14 protein-coding genes and 1 tRNA gene are annotated in these 14,764 nt (G+C 63.0%); 6 read left to right on the top strand and 9 right to left on the bottom strand.

The window, feature by feature from the left end:
- Positions 1–540: 540 nt before the first annotated feature.
- Both D1643_RS02145 and D1643_RS02150 read right to left on the bottom strand, forming a co-directional pair.
- Positions 541–966, bottom strand: coding sequence for a VanZ family protein (locus D1643_RS02145; RefSeq protein ID WP_370520263.1), 426 nt, complete (start codon positions 964–966; stop codon positions 541–543).
- 116 nt (positions 967–1,082) lie between these two features.
- On the bottom strand, positions 1,083–1,946 hold the full coding sequence (locus D1643_RS02150; protein ID WP_160708156.1) for an HAD family hydrolase: 864 nt from the start codon (positions 1,944–1,946) through the stop codon (positions 1,083–1,085).
- A gap of 894 nt (positions 1,947–2,840) precedes the next feature.
- Between D1643_RS02150 and D1643_RS02155 the strand changes: the two genes are divergently transcribed.
- Both D1643_RS02155 and D1643_RS02160 read left to right on the top strand, forming a co-directional pair.
- Positions 2,841–4,217: an MATE family efflux transporter gene (locus D1643_RS02155; RefSeq protein ID WP_160708158.1), complete on the top strand. Its 1,377-nt coding sequence runs from the start codon at positions 2,841–2,843 to the stop codon at positions 4,215–4,217.
- 232 nt (positions 4,218–4,449) lie between these two features.
- A complete protein-coding gene (locus tag D1643_RS02160) occupies positions 4,450–4,866 on the top strand; it encodes a YjdF family protein (RefSeq protein WP_160708160.1) in 417 nt (138 codons plus the stop codon).
- Between the two features lie 551 nt (positions 4,867–5,417).
- Here D1643_RS02160 and D1643_RS02165 read toward each other — a convergent pair.
- The 7 genes from D1643_RS02165 to D1643_RS02195 form a co-directional block, all read right to left on the bottom strand.
- Positions 5,418–5,684 carry a hypothetical protein gene (locus D1643_RS02165; RefSeq protein ID WP_236643315.1) on the bottom strand — a complete coding sequence of 89 codons (267 nt, stop codon included), beginning with the start codon at positions 5,682–5,684 and terminating at the stop codon, positions 5,418–5,420.
- Between the two features lie 62 nt (positions 5,685–5,746).
- On the bottom strand, positions 5,747–7,138 hold the full coding sequence (locus D1643_RS02170) for an ATP-binding protein (protein WP_160708162.1): 1,392 nt from the start codon (positions 7,136–7,138) through the stop codon (positions 5,747–5,749).
- Between the two features lie 6 nt (positions 7,139–7,144).
- A complete protein-coding gene (locus D1643_RS02175; RefSeq protein ID WP_160708164.1) occupies positions 7,145–7,831 on the bottom strand; it encodes a response regulator transcription factor in 687 nt (228 codons plus the stop codon).
- A 66-nt stretch (positions 7,832–7,897) separates the two neighbouring features.
- Positions 7,898–8,638 (bottom strand): phosphate ABC transporter ATP-binding protein PstB, encoded by a 741-nt coding sequence (gene pstB / locus D1643_RS02180; protein ID WP_236643318.1) that lies wholly within the window; start codon positions 8,636–8,638, stop codon positions 7,898–7,900.
- A gap of 102 nt (positions 8,639–8,740) precedes the next feature.
- Positions 8,741–9,574 carry a phosphate ABC transporter permease PstA gene (pstA, locus tag D1643_RS02185; RefSeq protein ID WP_160708168.1) on the bottom strand — a complete coding sequence of 278 codons (834 nt, stop codon included), beginning with the start codon at positions 9,572–9,574 and terminating at the stop codon, positions 8,741–8,743.
- Positions 9,571–10,395: a phosphate ABC transporter permease subunit PstC gene (gene pstC, locus D1643_RS02190; RefSeq protein WP_370520264.1), complete on the bottom strand. Its 825-nt coding sequence runs from the start codon at positions 10,393–10,395 to the stop codon at positions 9,571–9,573. Before pstC ends, pstA begins: the two co-directional genes overlap by 4 nt.
- A gap of 40 nt (positions 10,396–10,435) precedes the next feature.
- Positions 10,436–11,356, bottom strand: a complete 921-nt coding sequence (locus D1643_RS02195) for a substrate-binding domain-containing protein (RefSeq protein ID WP_236643316.1) — start codon at positions 11,354–11,356, stop codon at positions 10,436–10,438.
- 68 nt (positions 11,357–11,424) lie between these two features.
- Here D1643_RS02195 and D1643_RS02200 point away from each other — a divergent pair, with 68 nt between their 5' ends.
- The 4 genes from D1643_RS02200 (at position 11,425) to D1643_RS02215 (ending at position 13,862) form a co-directional block, all read left to right on the top strand.
- On the top strand, positions 11,425–11,622 hold the full coding sequence (locus tag D1643_RS02200) for a hypothetical protein (protein WP_160708172.1): 198 nt from the start codon (positions 11,425–11,427) through the stop codon (positions 11,620–11,622).
- Positions 11,623–11,775: 153 nt separating this feature from the next.
- Entirely contained in the window at positions 11,776–12,048 is a 273-nt protein-coding gene (locus D1643_RS11745; protein WP_236643317.1) for a hypothetical protein, read from the top strand.
- A gap of 60 nt (positions 12,049–12,108) precedes the next feature.
- Positions 12,109–12,182, top strand: a tRNA-Gly gene (locus D1643_RS02210).
- 228 nt (positions 12,183–12,410) lie between these two features.
- The gene (locus D1643_RS02215) at positions 12,411–13,862 is read left to right on the top strand and encodes an MFS transporter (protein WP_160708174.1); all 1,452 of its coding nucleotides are present in this window, start codon (positions 12,411–12,413) and stop codon (positions 13,860–13,862) included.
- The last annotated feature ends 902 nt before the right edge of the window (positions 13,863–14,764 follow it).

The following is a 14,764-nucleotide window of genomic DNA, read 5'->3' on the forward strand; positions in this document are numbered from 1 at the left end:
TGGGGCGGGAGATAGGCACGAGGAAGAGAAGGGCACAGAGCGCCAGCAGCGCGGAAAAGGAGAGGGGGGGGGGCGGACGAACAGGCGCGGGCAGGCGGAGATGCACGAAGTGAGAACGCGAACGGATGGAACGCCGTGGGCAGGCGCACGAGAACGCGCGAGCGCAAGAGGCGCAGGGGGGGGGCGGGGGCGCAGGTCGCGTTAGGGGGCCGTGATTCTGCGTACGAATGTTTCACGTGAAACATTTTCTGCGTCGCTGCGCGAAGGCGCGCGGCGTCTCACAACGGGAGAGCGGAGTCGGGAGGGAGGGAGGGGCGTCCGGCGAACGACCAACGCCAAGGGAAGGGGTGGGAAAAACCCGGCACGAGAGCTCCGTCGGCAGGTTTCTTTTCCGCATATGTTTCACGTGAAACATTCGTGCGCAATTTGACCGCCGGGAGGGAGAGCTAGCGGCGGCACGCATCCTGCATAGCAGCGCTCTGCGTAGCGACGCGACAGCCTTCGGCGCACCTAGCAGGTCGCGGCAATCAGCGCGGGTGGCTAGCGCCTGGCAGGGGGCTGGAAGCGACGGAGAGCGGCGTGGGCCAGGAAGGCGCCGAGGGTGGCGCCGGCGGTATCGACGAGCCAGTCGACCGGATCGCAGGCGCGGCCGGGCACGAACAGCTGATGGAACTCGTCGGTCACGCCATAGGCGCTGGCGGCGACGACGGCCAGCAGCAACGCCCGGCGCGGCGTCAACGAGCAGCCTAAGGCGTTCTGCAGCAGGAACCCGAACAGCGCGTACTCGCAAAAGTGCGCGAACGGCGACACCAGGTCAACGCCCACCCCGAACCAGGCCACCTGGGCAGACATGAGCAGCGCCCGCACGCGAGCCACCAGTCCGTCACCGTCGGCGAGATCCGCGCCCGTGTTGGCGGACATGAGGAAGATGACCACCGCCCACAGCACCACGAGCACCCAGGACACTGCGCGCCGATTCCGCCGCAAGAACCCCCAAGCCGCCTCCACACACGATGGGCTTTCCACTTTCGGCTCCCCCGCCCCCTCGTGGGCGGCGATTTCCGCTCGCGGCGCCTTCTCCGTCACGCGCCCGCCTCCTCCGCTACCGCAGGAGGCGTCGCCTTCGAGCGATCGGGTGTTTCACGTGAAACATCCGGCGCATCGCAGTCATCCGCCGCAGCGACCAGAGACAGCAAGTCGAGCGGCGAGTAGGCCATCAAGTCGGGAGAAGCGTCCTCGGCGGCAAAGTCAGCTTCGTCGTGGTAGCCCCAGGTGACTGCCACGGCATAGACGCCTGCGTTGCGCGCGGTACGCACGTCGCCGGGAGAGTCGCCAACATAGACGGCGCGCTCGGGCACGGAGCCTAGCTCGCGGATGGTGCGCAGCAGCCCTGTCGGATCGGGCTTGCGGGGAATCTCGGCGCATTCGCCGTGCATGACCTCGAAGACGCCTGGCAGCTTCTGGTTCATGACCTGCTGCACGCCCGCGTCGAACTTGTTGGAGAGCACCCCCAGCTTGTATCCACGTTTCCGCAGATCATCAAGCATTTCTTGCACTTTTGGATATGGGATGGTCAGGTCGTTGGCATAGGTGGGGAAGAGCTCCTTCCAGCGCTCCATGGCGCGCTCGGCCGCCCCGGAAGGGGTTCCCTCGGGCACCGCCTGGAACATGAGCGCCATGAGGCCGTTGCCCACGAAGCTGTGGATCTCCTCACGCGTGCGCGGCGGATAGCCCTCCCTGGCGAGCGCGCGATTCGTGATGACCACCAAATCAGGCAGCGTGTCGAGCAGCGTCCCATCCAAGTCGAACACAAACGTGTCGAATGTCGGCGTCGCCCCGTACACGGCATCCGAGGCGACCGTCCCTCGCGTGGCGCTTTGCGCGGCCGCCCTTCGCGCGGTATCCTCCGAGCTGTTTTCGCCTACGATGAGCGGGGAATTCGTCATGTCGCTTGCTCCTTCTTGCCTTCGCTTCTGCAACCACTATAGGCTGAAGGACGCGCGACGTGGAGCGCAGTTGCCGTTTCGACGCGAAAACCCGACGCCTTCGCCACGATGTTTCACGCGTGAAGGTGACAAGGTGACAAGGGGTCACACCAAATGTCACGCTTCAAGGACGGCGCACCGCATCGCGCAAGCAGCCCTAGGAGCAACACAGAGAACTGTCCCCCGTGCTCCCCTCCCCCGAGCAAGAGCGCGCCTACTCGCGCACGAAGACTCGATCGGCTGCAGCGTCATGGCCCTCGCCAGTCAAGCTTGGGAATCTCTTCCCCGGCCCTTCCCGCGCCACGCTGACGCGCTTAAACGAAACAATGGCACCAGACGGTAACACGGGGGTAGCGCAGGGGCAACAACAGCAACGCAGGGGAACAGGGCGGCGCAGGGGACAGTTCCGCGTATCGGCAGCGCGCGGGCGGGCGGAGCAGAGAACCGCCCCCGCGCTCGTGCCCCGCGCCCCGTGCAGACCGAAGTCCTAACACACAGAACTGTCCCCCGTGCTCCAGGCCCCGTGCTCCAGGAAGGGCAGCGGCCTAGATGCGCACCGCATCGCCCCTAGGTTGCGACTTCAGCGGAAACTACGCGGCGGCTCCTTGCCAGCCCCTGCGCCCGATGGGATAATCCATGTGCTTGAGTAATCGCATCGACAGGAACAGACATGAAGCTCTGCATTGGGGCGGCTCCGGAAGCACACAGACGAGACGCTGACCGGAGCGAAGCCTGATAAATCGTCGGCCCCCGCAACCCGCTACGGGTTGTTTCGGCTTGCGCAGATGAACGATGGGCACGGGAACGGGCATGCGTCCGTTCCTTTTTTGTTCTCACCCCATCGAAAGGCTTTCCATGTCAGCATCTGCAGATCACACGTCATCCCTTCTGGAGGGGAGCGCCCCGAAGCGCCTTGCGGCTTTCTCTGCCCCGCTCATCGCGGCGAACCTCCTCCAATACGTCTACCAGTTCGTCGATATGGGCGTCGTAGGCAACATCGTCGGCGAGACGGGGCTTGTCGCAATCAGCAACGCCTCCGTCATCGTCTTCATCATCAGCTCGATAGCCATAGGGCTCATGTCGGGCTGCACCGTCGCGGTGGGCAACCGCGTGGGTGCTCGCGACGAGCAGGGGCAGCGGCACGCCTTCGCCGCATCCATCGGAGTCGCCCTCCTGGGAGCCGCGGCCACAACATTGGCGGGCACGGCGCTCGCCCATCCCATCTTCTCGCTTATGGGCGTTCCCGACGCCTCGCTCGTCCAAACGGCCGCGTACCTCGAAGTGATTTCCCTGGGCGCGGTCGGCCTCTTCCTGCTCAACGCCGCGTGCGCGTTCCTGCGGGCGCAGGGGGATTCCCTCGGCCCGCTCGCCATCATGGCCTTCTCCGCCGTCGCCAACGTGATCCTCGACTTCGCCCTCATCGCGGGCGCCGGCCTCGGCGTGGTCGGCGCCGCCATCGCCACCGTGGCCGCCCAGGGCGCGGGGGCGGTCTTCGCCCTGTGGCTCGCGCGGCGCAGGTACGCCTCCGCCCGGAGCGTGCTCCGCTCCATGCGCGAAGCCCGGGAGCGGGGGAAAGCGATCGCGGCCGCACGGGATGTCCTCCGCGTGGGCGCCCCCATGGCCGCGCAGCAGGCCGTCATCAACCTCTCCTACGTCCTCGTGACCGCATGGCTCAACTCCTACGGCCCGACCATCGCCGCCGCCTCCGGAGTCGGCCTCAAGATAAGCACCATCGCGGGGCTGCCCTGCTGGGGCGTCGGCCAGGCCGTCTCCGCCGCGGTCTCGCAGAGCATCGGAGCCGGGATGCCCGAGCGGGCGGTCGCATTCGCCAAGTCGGGCTGCCTCATGGCCATTGCCGTCACCGTGTGCATCCAGATCGTCGTGCAGCTGGGCCCGGAGTGGCTCGTCTCGCTCTTCGGGGAATCGAGTCGGGAGCTCATCGACGCAGCAGTCCTCTACCTTCGCATCACCTGCAGCGTGAACGGGATCTTCTACGCGTCGATGTACGCCCTCGACTCATTCGCCCTTGCCTCGGGCGCGCCGAAGCTGGCCCTGGCGAACTCCCTCATCGACGCCTTCGCTATGAGGGCAGGGCTGGCCTGGATTCTGTCCGCCCCCCTGGGTTGCGGCTTCATCGGAATCTACGCGGCGCAGGCGGCGGCACCGGTTCTTCCCGCTGTCGTCGGCTTCGTCTACCTCCAGCTGTGGGCGCGAAGGAACCTGTCAAGGTAGCGACCGTCTTGCCCCATGCCCATGACGGGCAGTCAGAAACATGCTCGCCGAAACCCTCTGTCTTCAGGCGGAGGGTTTCTCGTTTCTCCTGCGGTATACTTCCCCCGAAGGTAAAAACACGACCCCGTCGGGTAGTCGGGGTGCGGCCGCCCTCCTGCGACGTGCCGCCAGTAACCTGCCTCCTTGGTTGTCCCTCCTTCAGGTTCGTCAACTACATAAAGGAGGAACAGCGATGAGCCTGTGCAAACTCACCGTGCGCTTCGAGGAGCCGTTTTGGATCGGTCTCGTCGAGACGGAGGACGGTGGCAGCTACAGCGTGGCGAAACACGTTTTCGGTGCAGAGCCCACCACGCCCGAGGTGTTCGACTTCATCCGCGACCACTGGAACGACCTGCGCTTCACGCACGAGGTCCAAGTCGAGGCCAAGGAGTCCAAGCGCATCAACCCCAAGAGGCTCCGCCGCATGATCGAGAAGGAGATGCGATCGGACGCCTGGCGCGGGACCAAAGCGCAGCAGACTCTCTCAGAGCAGCGCGCCATGGCGATAGAAGCCAGCGAGGCGCTTTCCCGGCAGCAGAAGGAAGAGCGCAAGCGCGAGCAGTTTGCCAAGCGGACGGAGAAGCGCAAGCAGAAGCACCGCGGCCACTAGAAGCTCAGCCGAGGCCCCGCAGTCCGCAACCGGATGGCACAGGGGACAGTTCTGTGTGTTAGAACTAACACACAGAACTGTCCCCTGTGCTACTCGGGCGGAGGGCTTTTCATGACGGGACGCAGCTGCTTCGCGGATGACGGAGCGCCCATCCCCATCGTGCCCGTCGGCCAGGAGGTTGGCGGGCTTTCTCTTTGTCTGCTCTGGCTTATGGCGACCTCCTGCATCTGTTCCGATCCCAACCGCCTCTGGCTCCGCGCTCTCGCCGAGAACCGAGCGCGGTGGCAAGGGACGCGAAAACTTTTCAGCAAGACGGAGCATCGTCCAGAACCTTCCGAAAACTCAAGCCCTCCGGGTTTCGCATTTCCCCCTTGCTCACACGCCCGATCCCCGGCGGTGCCCGGGCCACGAGGCAGGTCACAGGGGGCCGGCCGAAACGACATAGGAGGGAAGATATGTTAACGCTGCGGTGAGGCTGGAGGCGGTGTATGCGTTCGCAGCGAGAAAGGATATGACCGAGAGGGCCGCCGCCCAGATGATGCCCGCCGCCGTCACTTCGCCCGCATCTCCTGAAAGCGAGGCTCCTTCGAGAGAGCCTTGGCGGCCGCGTCGTCCGTCTCGCTCGAGAGCTCTTCGAACGACTGCCACACCTCCCTCGCGTCCGCGATGCGGAACAGGAGGTATTCCTTGCCGGTTTCCAGGTCGGGGAACCAGGCCGAGCCGACGTCGTGCGTGGCGAGCCTGTTCTCGATGACACCTTTGATCGCGCCGTAGTCCTCGATGACCTTCTGGCGGCGATAGGCGAGCTCTTCCTTCATGTCGTTGGCAAATTAGTGATGCCTGTCCTCAATATGGGAACATGCATGATGGCTTGTCCTCTTTAGCGATCAACTGGAATATGCACCGTGAAGACAGAGCCTTTTCCAAGACTGCTTTCAACGGATATCGTTGCGTTGTGAAACGCGGCCGCGTGCTTGGCTATCGCCAGCCCGAGACCGGTCCCTCCGCTTTCTTTTGAGCGGCTTTTGTCAATCCGATAGAAGCGCTCGAATATCTTGCTGGTCTCTTCGGCAGGGATGCCGCATCCGTTGTCTTTAACGCGCACGTAAGCCTCCGCGACTCCATCGGGGTCGAGCGCGTTCAAGTTCTTGCCGACGGAGACCACGACCTCTCCGCCTGCATCGCTGTACTTCACCGCATTGGTTATGAGATTGGATATGATTTGATCCAAGAGGCTTCGGTTGCCCTCGACTATCACCGTCGAGCCTAAGCAGCGCAGGCTCACGTTGCGCTTGTCCGCAAGGGGCATCAACCGGGTTGCCACCTCATGGGCGAGCGCGAGCAGTTCCACGCTCTCTTTCCCCGCATTTTCCAGCAACGGGTCATCGAGGCGCGATAGAACGAGCACGTCGTCGATCAAAGTCGCCATATTCTCCGATTCGGTCAGGATTAGCGAGGCGAACTTTTTGGCGTCCTCTTCCGGAATACCACCGTTCGAAAGCAGTTCGGCGTATCCCGAGATGACCTGGAGAGGCGTCTTCATCTCGTGAGAGACGTTTGCGGAGAACTCCCTGCGCATGTTCTCCGCGCGGGCGAGCTCGTCATTCTGGCCTATAAGCTGTCGGCGCTGCCGTTCGATTCGCTCCAGAAGCGGGCGCATTTCTACGTAGGCATCGTTTTCGAGCGGATGAGCGACATCAATTTTCCCGAAAGGTGCCACAGCGCGCCGAGAAAGCAGCCTGGACAGCATGATTGACAGCAAGAGTGCCACCAAGAGAGCAACGCCGAGCGCAGGGGCCGTGGACTCGAAGACGGCAAGAAACGATGCCCTCTGCTCCGACAGACGAAGCACGTTCCCCGACTGCAGGAGAACGGCCGCATAGAAGGTGTCTTCGCCGAGCGTCGCGGAGTATCGAATGACGGAACTAGATCCCGATGCGCGAGCCTCTATGATCTCAGGTCGGTCCGCGTGATTCGCATTCACGCTGCCGTTGCTGTCGAAGATCACGTCACCATCGGCGTCGATGAGGGTATAACGAATGTCTGCTTGCAGCTGGCTCTCCAACACATGGATGTCGTCCTGCTCGCTTCCGCCATCAAGGGAGCGGGCCGCGGCTTGGGCGACAGCCTCGATTCTCGCTTCCTCGTCCCGCTCGTAGACGAAGTAGAAGAATGCCGAGAAGACGCATGCGAAGCAAAGAAGGATTACGAGCGAGTAGACAAGGACGGAACGCAGGAGCGTCGAAGCCAGCTTCTTCTCTTTGTGGGCCATATCGGATCACGGCCTTATGACGTATCCGACGCCGCGGACCGTTTCCACCATCGACGCCGCCTCAGCAGAAGCGCTTGCGATTTTCTGCCGAAGCGTCTGGACATGGGCATCGACTGTCCTCGTATTTCCCGCGAAGTCCCATCTCCATACGCTTTCCAGTAAATGGTCTCGTGTGAGCACATGACCGCAATTGTTCATGAGCATTTGAAGGAGGTCGAACTCCTTGAGCGTGAGGGAGATGGGCTCACCGCAGACGCGGACGGTTCTCGCTTCGCCGTCGAGTGTGATCTCGCCGCATTTGCATTTGCCGCCGACAGCTATCGCAGGTGACTCGGCCCGACGATAGAGAGCGCGAACGCGCGAGACGAGCTCCATCATGCCGAAGGGCTTTGCCAGGTAGTCGTCCGCTCCCAGATCAAGGCCCTGCACCTTGTCTATTTCCGAGCCCTCCGCCGTAAGCATCATAACAGGGATATGCCGCGTGGAGGGGTTCAGCCTCATTGACTCCAAAATCTCAAGGCCATCCTTGCCGGGCAGCATGATGTCCAAGAGCACCAGGTCAGGCATCTGCGACGAGCAAGCATTCTCGAAGTCTTCGGCGCAAGAAAACCCGACCACCTCGAACCCCGCTTGGTTCAGGGCATAGGTGGCTAGATCCCGGATATTCTTGCCATCCTCAACATAGTAGATCATGTCTCTATTTTAGTTCCGCGCGAAGGGACTGGCATCTGTGCGAATGTCAAATTCATGTAAAGGATCTCAGCCGAAGCGACCTGACACATAGTCGGCTGTTCGGCTGTCTTTCGGATGCGTGAACAACGCATCCGTGTCACCTGCCTCAACCATTTCGCCTAGGAGAAAGAACGCGGTCTTGGTAGATACGCGAATGGCTTGCAGCATATTGTGCGTAACCATGATCACGGTGTATTTCGATGCGAGCTCGATGACCAGATCCTCGATCTTCGCCGTGGATATCGGGTCGAGTGCGCTCGTGGACTCGTCAAGCAGCAACACTTCAGGCTGAACGGCAAGCGCACGTGCGATACACAGGCGCTGCTGCTGGCCACCCGAGAGCCCAAGGGCGCTCTTCTTCAGGCGATCCTTGACCTCATCCCAGATGGCGGCATCACGGAGCGACTGCTCCACAATCACGTCGAGCACTTCTTTGCCCTTGATCCCGTGAGTACGCGGGCCGAAGGCGATGTTGTCGTAGATACTCATGGGGAAGGGATTGGGCTGCTGGAACACCATGCCCACGCGGCGGCGGAGGTCATTGACCGGCAGGCCACCATAGATGTCGTCGCCATCCAAGGAGACGCACCCGTCCACGCGGCAGCCGTCCATCAGGTCATTCATCCGGTTCAAGGTCTTGAGCAACGACGACTTGCCGCATCCCGAAGGCCCGATCAGGGCCGTCACCTCGTTCTTCGGAAAATCGAGCGTGACGTCTTTGAGAGCATGGAACTCTCCGTAGTAAAGGTCGAGTCCCTCAACGCCCATCTTCGCTTCAGCGACGGCGGCTTCCGCCCGTGCGCTCTGCACGCTTTGCTCCTTCTCAGGTTCCATGATTCTCTTTTCGGGTGCTGTGACTGCGTCCATCATCTACATTCCTCTCTTAAGTCTCTTTGCCGCGAAGTTCGCTCCCATGTTCAGAATCACGATGAGGATCAGGAGCACGACGGCTGTTGCATAGGTCTCGTCCATGTGAAGGCCCTCGCTTGCGAGCACGTACATGTGGACGGCAAGCGTCCTGCACGAATCGAAGATTGCGAAGATGCCCTGTCCGCCGAAATCGGGGATCTGCGCCACGGTGCCAGCGGTGAAGAGGAGCGCGGCCACCTCTCCAACGCAGCGGCCAAGGGCAAGCAGCACACCGCCCACGATGCCAGGAAGCGCGCTTGGCAGCACACAGCGAAAGATCGTCCTGACATGGCCCGCCCCCAATGCGAAGCCGCCCTGCTTGTAGGATTCGGGGACAGCGAGAAGCGCCTCTTCGGTAGTGCGCATCACGACGGGGAGCACCATGATGGCGAGCGTGCATGCGCCGGAAATGAGGGAAAGCCCCCACCCGAGCATGGTCGTGAAGAAGAGCAAGCCGAACAGACCGTAGATGATTGAGGGGATGCCCTGGAGCGTCTCTGCTGTCATGCGGACTGCCCTCACGAAGCGGCTCGATGAGCGCGCGTACTCCACCAGGTAGATTGCCGCGCCAACGCCCGTCGGCACAGATAGCGCCAAAGCGAGCAGGGCCATCAGGATGGTATCGATGAGAGCGGGCATGAGCGAGACGTTCTCGGAAGTGTAGGTCCACTCGAACAGGGAGGGCTTGAGATGAGGAATGCCGTTTACAAGGATGTATCCCACGATCCCCGCCAGGACCAGAGCCGTGAGGATGGCTCCCACGTACACGAGAGCGCGCAGAATCTTCGACGTCATCGCTCCTCACCCCGCTTCTTGATGGCGCTGAACAGGAGGCTGATGAGCATGATGAAGACGAACAGCACGACACCGGTTGCTAAGAGAGCGCCCCTGTGGAGGTCGGCGGCATAGCCCATCTCCAGAACAATATTCGCGGTCATCGTGCGAACGCCGTCGAAGATGGAGTTCGGTATGACGGGCTGGTTTCCCGCGACCATAACGACCGCCATGGTCTCGCCGATCGCACGCCCGACTCCCAGCACGACAGCCGCCATGATTCCCGAGAACGCAGCAGGCACGAGGATGCGGAACACGGCCCGCTCATGGGTTGCGCCCAGGGCAAGGGCCCCCTCGTAGTAGCTTCTCGGAACGGCATCGAGGGCGTTCTTCGCCACGGTGATGATGGTGGGAAGGATCATGATCCCCAGCAGCAGGGATGCTGCCAGAAGCGAAAGGCCCCTGCCAGGCATCGTCATCCTGATGAAGGGGACAAGCACCATCAACCCGAAGAAGCCATACACGACAGAGGGGATGCCGGCGAGCAACTCGATGCCCGGCCGCAGAACGGATGCGACCCTGCTGCCCGCAAAGCACGACAGGTATATCGCCGTCAGGATGCCCGCCGGAACACCGACGAGGATGGCACCGGCGGTCACGTAGATGCTCCCCACGATCATGGGAAAGATGCCGTACATGTCGCTTCCCGGCTTCCAGGTGGTGCCCAGCAGGAACTCGGGGATGCCGATCTGGAACATCGCCGGAAGCCCGTTGGCGAAGAGGAACACGCATATCAGGGCAACTGCCAAGATCGAAATCGCGGCAGCGAGGGTGAACAGCACCCTCGCAAAGCCTTCTTTCCGTGCAGACTTCGACATATAGCTAGCCGATCACTTCTGCCCACGTGAGCGCTTCGCCGGAAAAGATCGCCTTCACTTGGTCGCTGGTGAGGCTGTCGACGATGGATGCGGGGGCGACGATCACAGCGATTCCGTCCTTGGCGATAGACGTGGCGCTGACCCCGGATGAAGCCTCCGAATCCTTCAGGTCACGCGATGCCATACCGATGTCGCACGTGCCCTCGATAGCCATGTTGACGCCGGTGGTGGAGTCGGATTGCTGAACCTCGATGGCTACGTCAGGATTCACGGCCTTATACGCTTCGGCGAGCTTCTCCATGATGGGGGTGACCGAGGAGGATCCCGCGATCACGACTTTGCCACTTGCGCCAGTAGCGGTAAAGGGAGCCGCATTCTCGTCAACGCCTATGTAGCCGTTATCCTCGATGATCGCCTGACCATCGGAGCTCATGATGAAGTCCACGAAGTCCTGTGCCGGTGCGCTGAGGTTCTCGGCGAACACGATGTTGAATGGCCTGGACACCTTGTAGTCGCCGCTCTTCACGTTCTGCGCCGTTGCCTCGATGCCGTCGATCTTGACGGCCTTGACAGTATCGTTGAGCGAGCCCAAGGAAATGTAGCCGATGGCGTCCGGGTCGCTGGCGACAGAGGTCATCATCACCGAAGTAGAGTTGGTGATGGCGGCTGCATCCGTCGTCATGTCAATCTTGTTGCCGCTCGCGTCCTTCTCTTCCAAGCCGAACAGTTCGACGAACGCACCGCGCGTGCCCGAACCATCTTCACGTGAATACACCGATATCTGATTGCTCGTCTGCGCCTCGGATGCGCTGGAGTTCCCCGATTGGGTTTCGGGTGAAGAACAGCCGAGGGCGCTCATCATTCCGAGCGTGAGAATCGCCGTAGCGACGATAGTGAGTGCTTTTCTTGTCATGTTTTTGGTCATGTCGATTCCTTTCTCTGAAAGACGCCTCCTCTTACGGGAGGGAGCCTAAGAGGAGGCTCTGCTCAAGCATGACCAAGCTGTATGTGCGCCTTGTCAGAGGACTGCAAAGTCTTTGCAAAGTTTCACGGCAGAGCAAATCGAAACGGGACACCTTCTTCTCAATTTGGGACATCTTTCTCTCGGATGAATCGCAGAGCTTTAGCCTTGCTCGTGAAATGTGCATCCCCGGAACTATCGGTGATGCATACGGAATGCAGGCATCTTGATAACCGCATCGAACACTCATTTCGAGTTGCGTCACAACTGCGCGCTCTGCGCAAGCATGCGATCGGGGCTTTCGCAGCGTTGTGGCGTTTATCCAAACACCCCATCATCGCGGTCAGCGACGCTGGCCGCCTCACTTTCGAGAGGAGGCGACTATGAAGGAAACCTATGGCAAGATGAAGATAGACGAGGCACAGCTCAAGGCGGCCGACCCGGACGGACTCTACCTGTTCATGCTTGAGCAGTATCCTTACATGACGACCCCCGACAACGTGGCGGCATTCACCGGCACGACGGGCCAGGAGATACGCAAGCTCTTGAACAAGGGCGAGCAGCACGGGGGACGGTTCTGTGTGCTGGTTCGCAGAACCAGCACACAGAACCGTCCCCCGTGCTGCCCCCGCGCTGCCCACCTCCGCAAGTCGTGATGATTCCCTGAAATGCCGGCTGATGTGAAGGGAGGAAGGGGTATAATCTCCGATGCGCATGCGGGCGTAGTTCAATGGTAGAACAGGAGCTTCCCAAGCTTCTAACGCGGGTTCGATTCCCGTCGCCCGCTCCACGAGCTCTCAGTCGGACGCCGTCGGCAAGACGGCGTCCGTGTGTTTTCGGGGGCATTTCGAATCTCAGCCCGACCTCTCCGCGTCGCGGGCGTATCGCCTTGTTCTCACGGGCCTTACGAGTTAAGCAACGGAGCGCTGGCAACACGCGCGGGCGCTACGATCGACCAGGGCCTTTCGTTCCTCTGCCTGTCAGGCCCCTTCGTCGCCCACTACCGTCGAGGTGCCCCATGAACACCGCTTCTGCCACTTCGCCGCAACCTGCGTCTAGCCGCGTCATGCTCGTCGTGCTTCTGGCCAGCAACCTGCTGGCCTCACTCGACCAGTCGATGATGAACGTCGCGCTCGACACGGTTGCCGGCGCCTTCCGCATCGAGCTGGCTCTGGCCAACTGGATGGTGCTCGGATTCGCCATCGTGGCGGGCGCCACCATCACTACCGCAGCCTCGGTGCTCGCGCGCGTGGGGCTGCGCCGGGTGATGGTGGCGGGGTACGCCCTGTCGCTAGCCGGCGGGCTGCTGGGCTTCTTCTCGTGGGACTTCCCGTCGATGCTGGCGGCGCGCCTCCTCCAAGCGGTCACCGCCGGGCTGTTCTTCCCCGTGGTGTCGGCCGCCATCCTTGCCATCGCGCCCAAGGGGAAATCCGCCACCCTGCTCTCGCTCAACAGCGCGGTCATCGGCGCGGGACTGGCCTTCGCGCCGCTCCTGTCCGGAATGCTCATCACCTACGTCAGCCTGCGCGCCGCATTCCTGCTGCCTGCCGTGCTCGCTGCGGTGCTGCTGACGGTCGGGTCGCGCACGATCCACGACATCGAGCCCCGCGCCTTCCGCAAGATAGACCTGCTCAGCATCCTGCTGAGCTTCGCCGGACTGACCCTGTTCATCTACGGGGTGAACGTCCTCGGCAAGGATCTACTCTCTGCCCTCGCGCTGATGGCCGCAGGCGGCGCGGTGCTGGCCGCCTTCGCCCTGTGGCAGCTGCGTCTGAAAGAGCCGCTGCTCGACCTGACGCCGCTGCGCCATGCGACCTTCACCATCGGCGAGCTGATAGCGCTGCTCGGGTTCATGGGATCGCTCTATATGAGCCTGCTCGTGCCGCTGTACCTGGAGGGGACGGCGGGCTGCACCCCGTTTGTTGCCGGCTGCTACCTGGTGACACCCATCTTCGCCTACGTGGCGGCCACCTACCTGGGAGGGCGCATCGAGGACGCCCGGGGCATCTGGCCGCTCGTCCCTGCGGGGTTCGCGCTACTGGTTGCTGGCCTGATCGTCACGGGACTGGCCGCGTCCCGCCTCATGACGATCGGCGTGCTCGTGGGCGCCGGCGCCGCTTATGCGGGCGTGGGGCTGGCCTACGCGCCGCTCAAATCCTACGACCTGGAAGCGGTGCCAGCGCGGCTGATCTCGAACGCGTCGGCCATTCACTCGACGTTTTCCCAAGTGGTGACGTCGTTCGCCTCGGCGCTGTTCGTCGGCGTCATGTCGTCTGACGCAACCCGGCTGCTGGCGGGCGGCGCCTCGAAGGCCGATGCCTACGCGGCCGGGTTCTCACACACCCTGCTCATCGAGCTCGGCATCGCCGCAACCCTACTCGTGGCTGCAATCGCCTTTTCCCTCTTCGCACGGCGACGCCGAAGCGCGCGGCAGAACGTGCGGAAGGGCAGCGCAGGCGCCGCGAGGTGAGGGGGCTAGTGGGCAAGCGGGTAAGGCGATGGGGGGTGGAGAAGGCGAGGAAAGCAGCGAGGGGGCCGGGCATCGTACCGGGGAGGGGGTTGTCAACGCGCCGCTACGCGAAAGCTCGCACGGGTGTGCCCCCCAGGGGCCGTCGGCGGTTCGCCGAAAGCGCGCTAAACGGCGAAATGGAGTACGATGTCACGCCCTTTTGTTTACCTCGCTAACTTCTTTCCCCCTCGACCCCGGAGCACCTCTGCGAAAACCACGCACCGAGGACGACACCCCTCAGGGCGGCATCCGAGCAACGAAGCTCCGACGGCGTGGGATCCCCGGGCGCAGACTCCCCGGGCGCGGGCTTCCCGTCATGCGGTGCCTGCGCAACGAGGCTCCGGCGGCGTAGGGCGCCCATCATGCGGCTCCTGCGCGCCGCCCCCCCCCCGTCATGCGAACTTGGGGCTTCGGCGTGGCGGGCGGGCCGCCCTGCGGGCCGTGCTCTCCTTAGCCGGAAGACCGTTGCGCGCCAGCACGCGGGTCGATGTTTCACGTGAAACATCGGCCGCCCCGCCGCGCGGATGACCGGCGGCGGCTCCCCTCTCTCTTTGCCGCCCCGATCCCTTTCAGCTGAGGCGCTACCAGCCCACCCTTCGCCAGCGCCACGCGTCCAGCCGCCCCCCCCGCTTCGCCTGCGGCCGGGCCACCCTGCTGCGCGGGTGGGCACCGCCAGCGCCCCCACTTCCCCGCCAGCCCCGCGTCCGGCCGGGGCTTCGCTCGCCGCGCGAGCGGCTGCGGGCCGGCCCCGCCAGCCGGGAGGGCACCGCGCGCTGGCGCGCATACGCGTGTTTCACGTGAAACACGCCCCCCCCCCCCCCCCCCCCCCCCCCCCCCCCCCCCCCCCCCCCCCCCCCCCCCCC

The sequence above is a fragment of the Enterorhabdus sp. P55 genome (genome assembly GCF_009911695.1).
Lineage (GTDB): Bacteria > Actinomycetota > Coriobacteriia > Coriobacteriales > Eggerthellaceae > Enterorhabdus.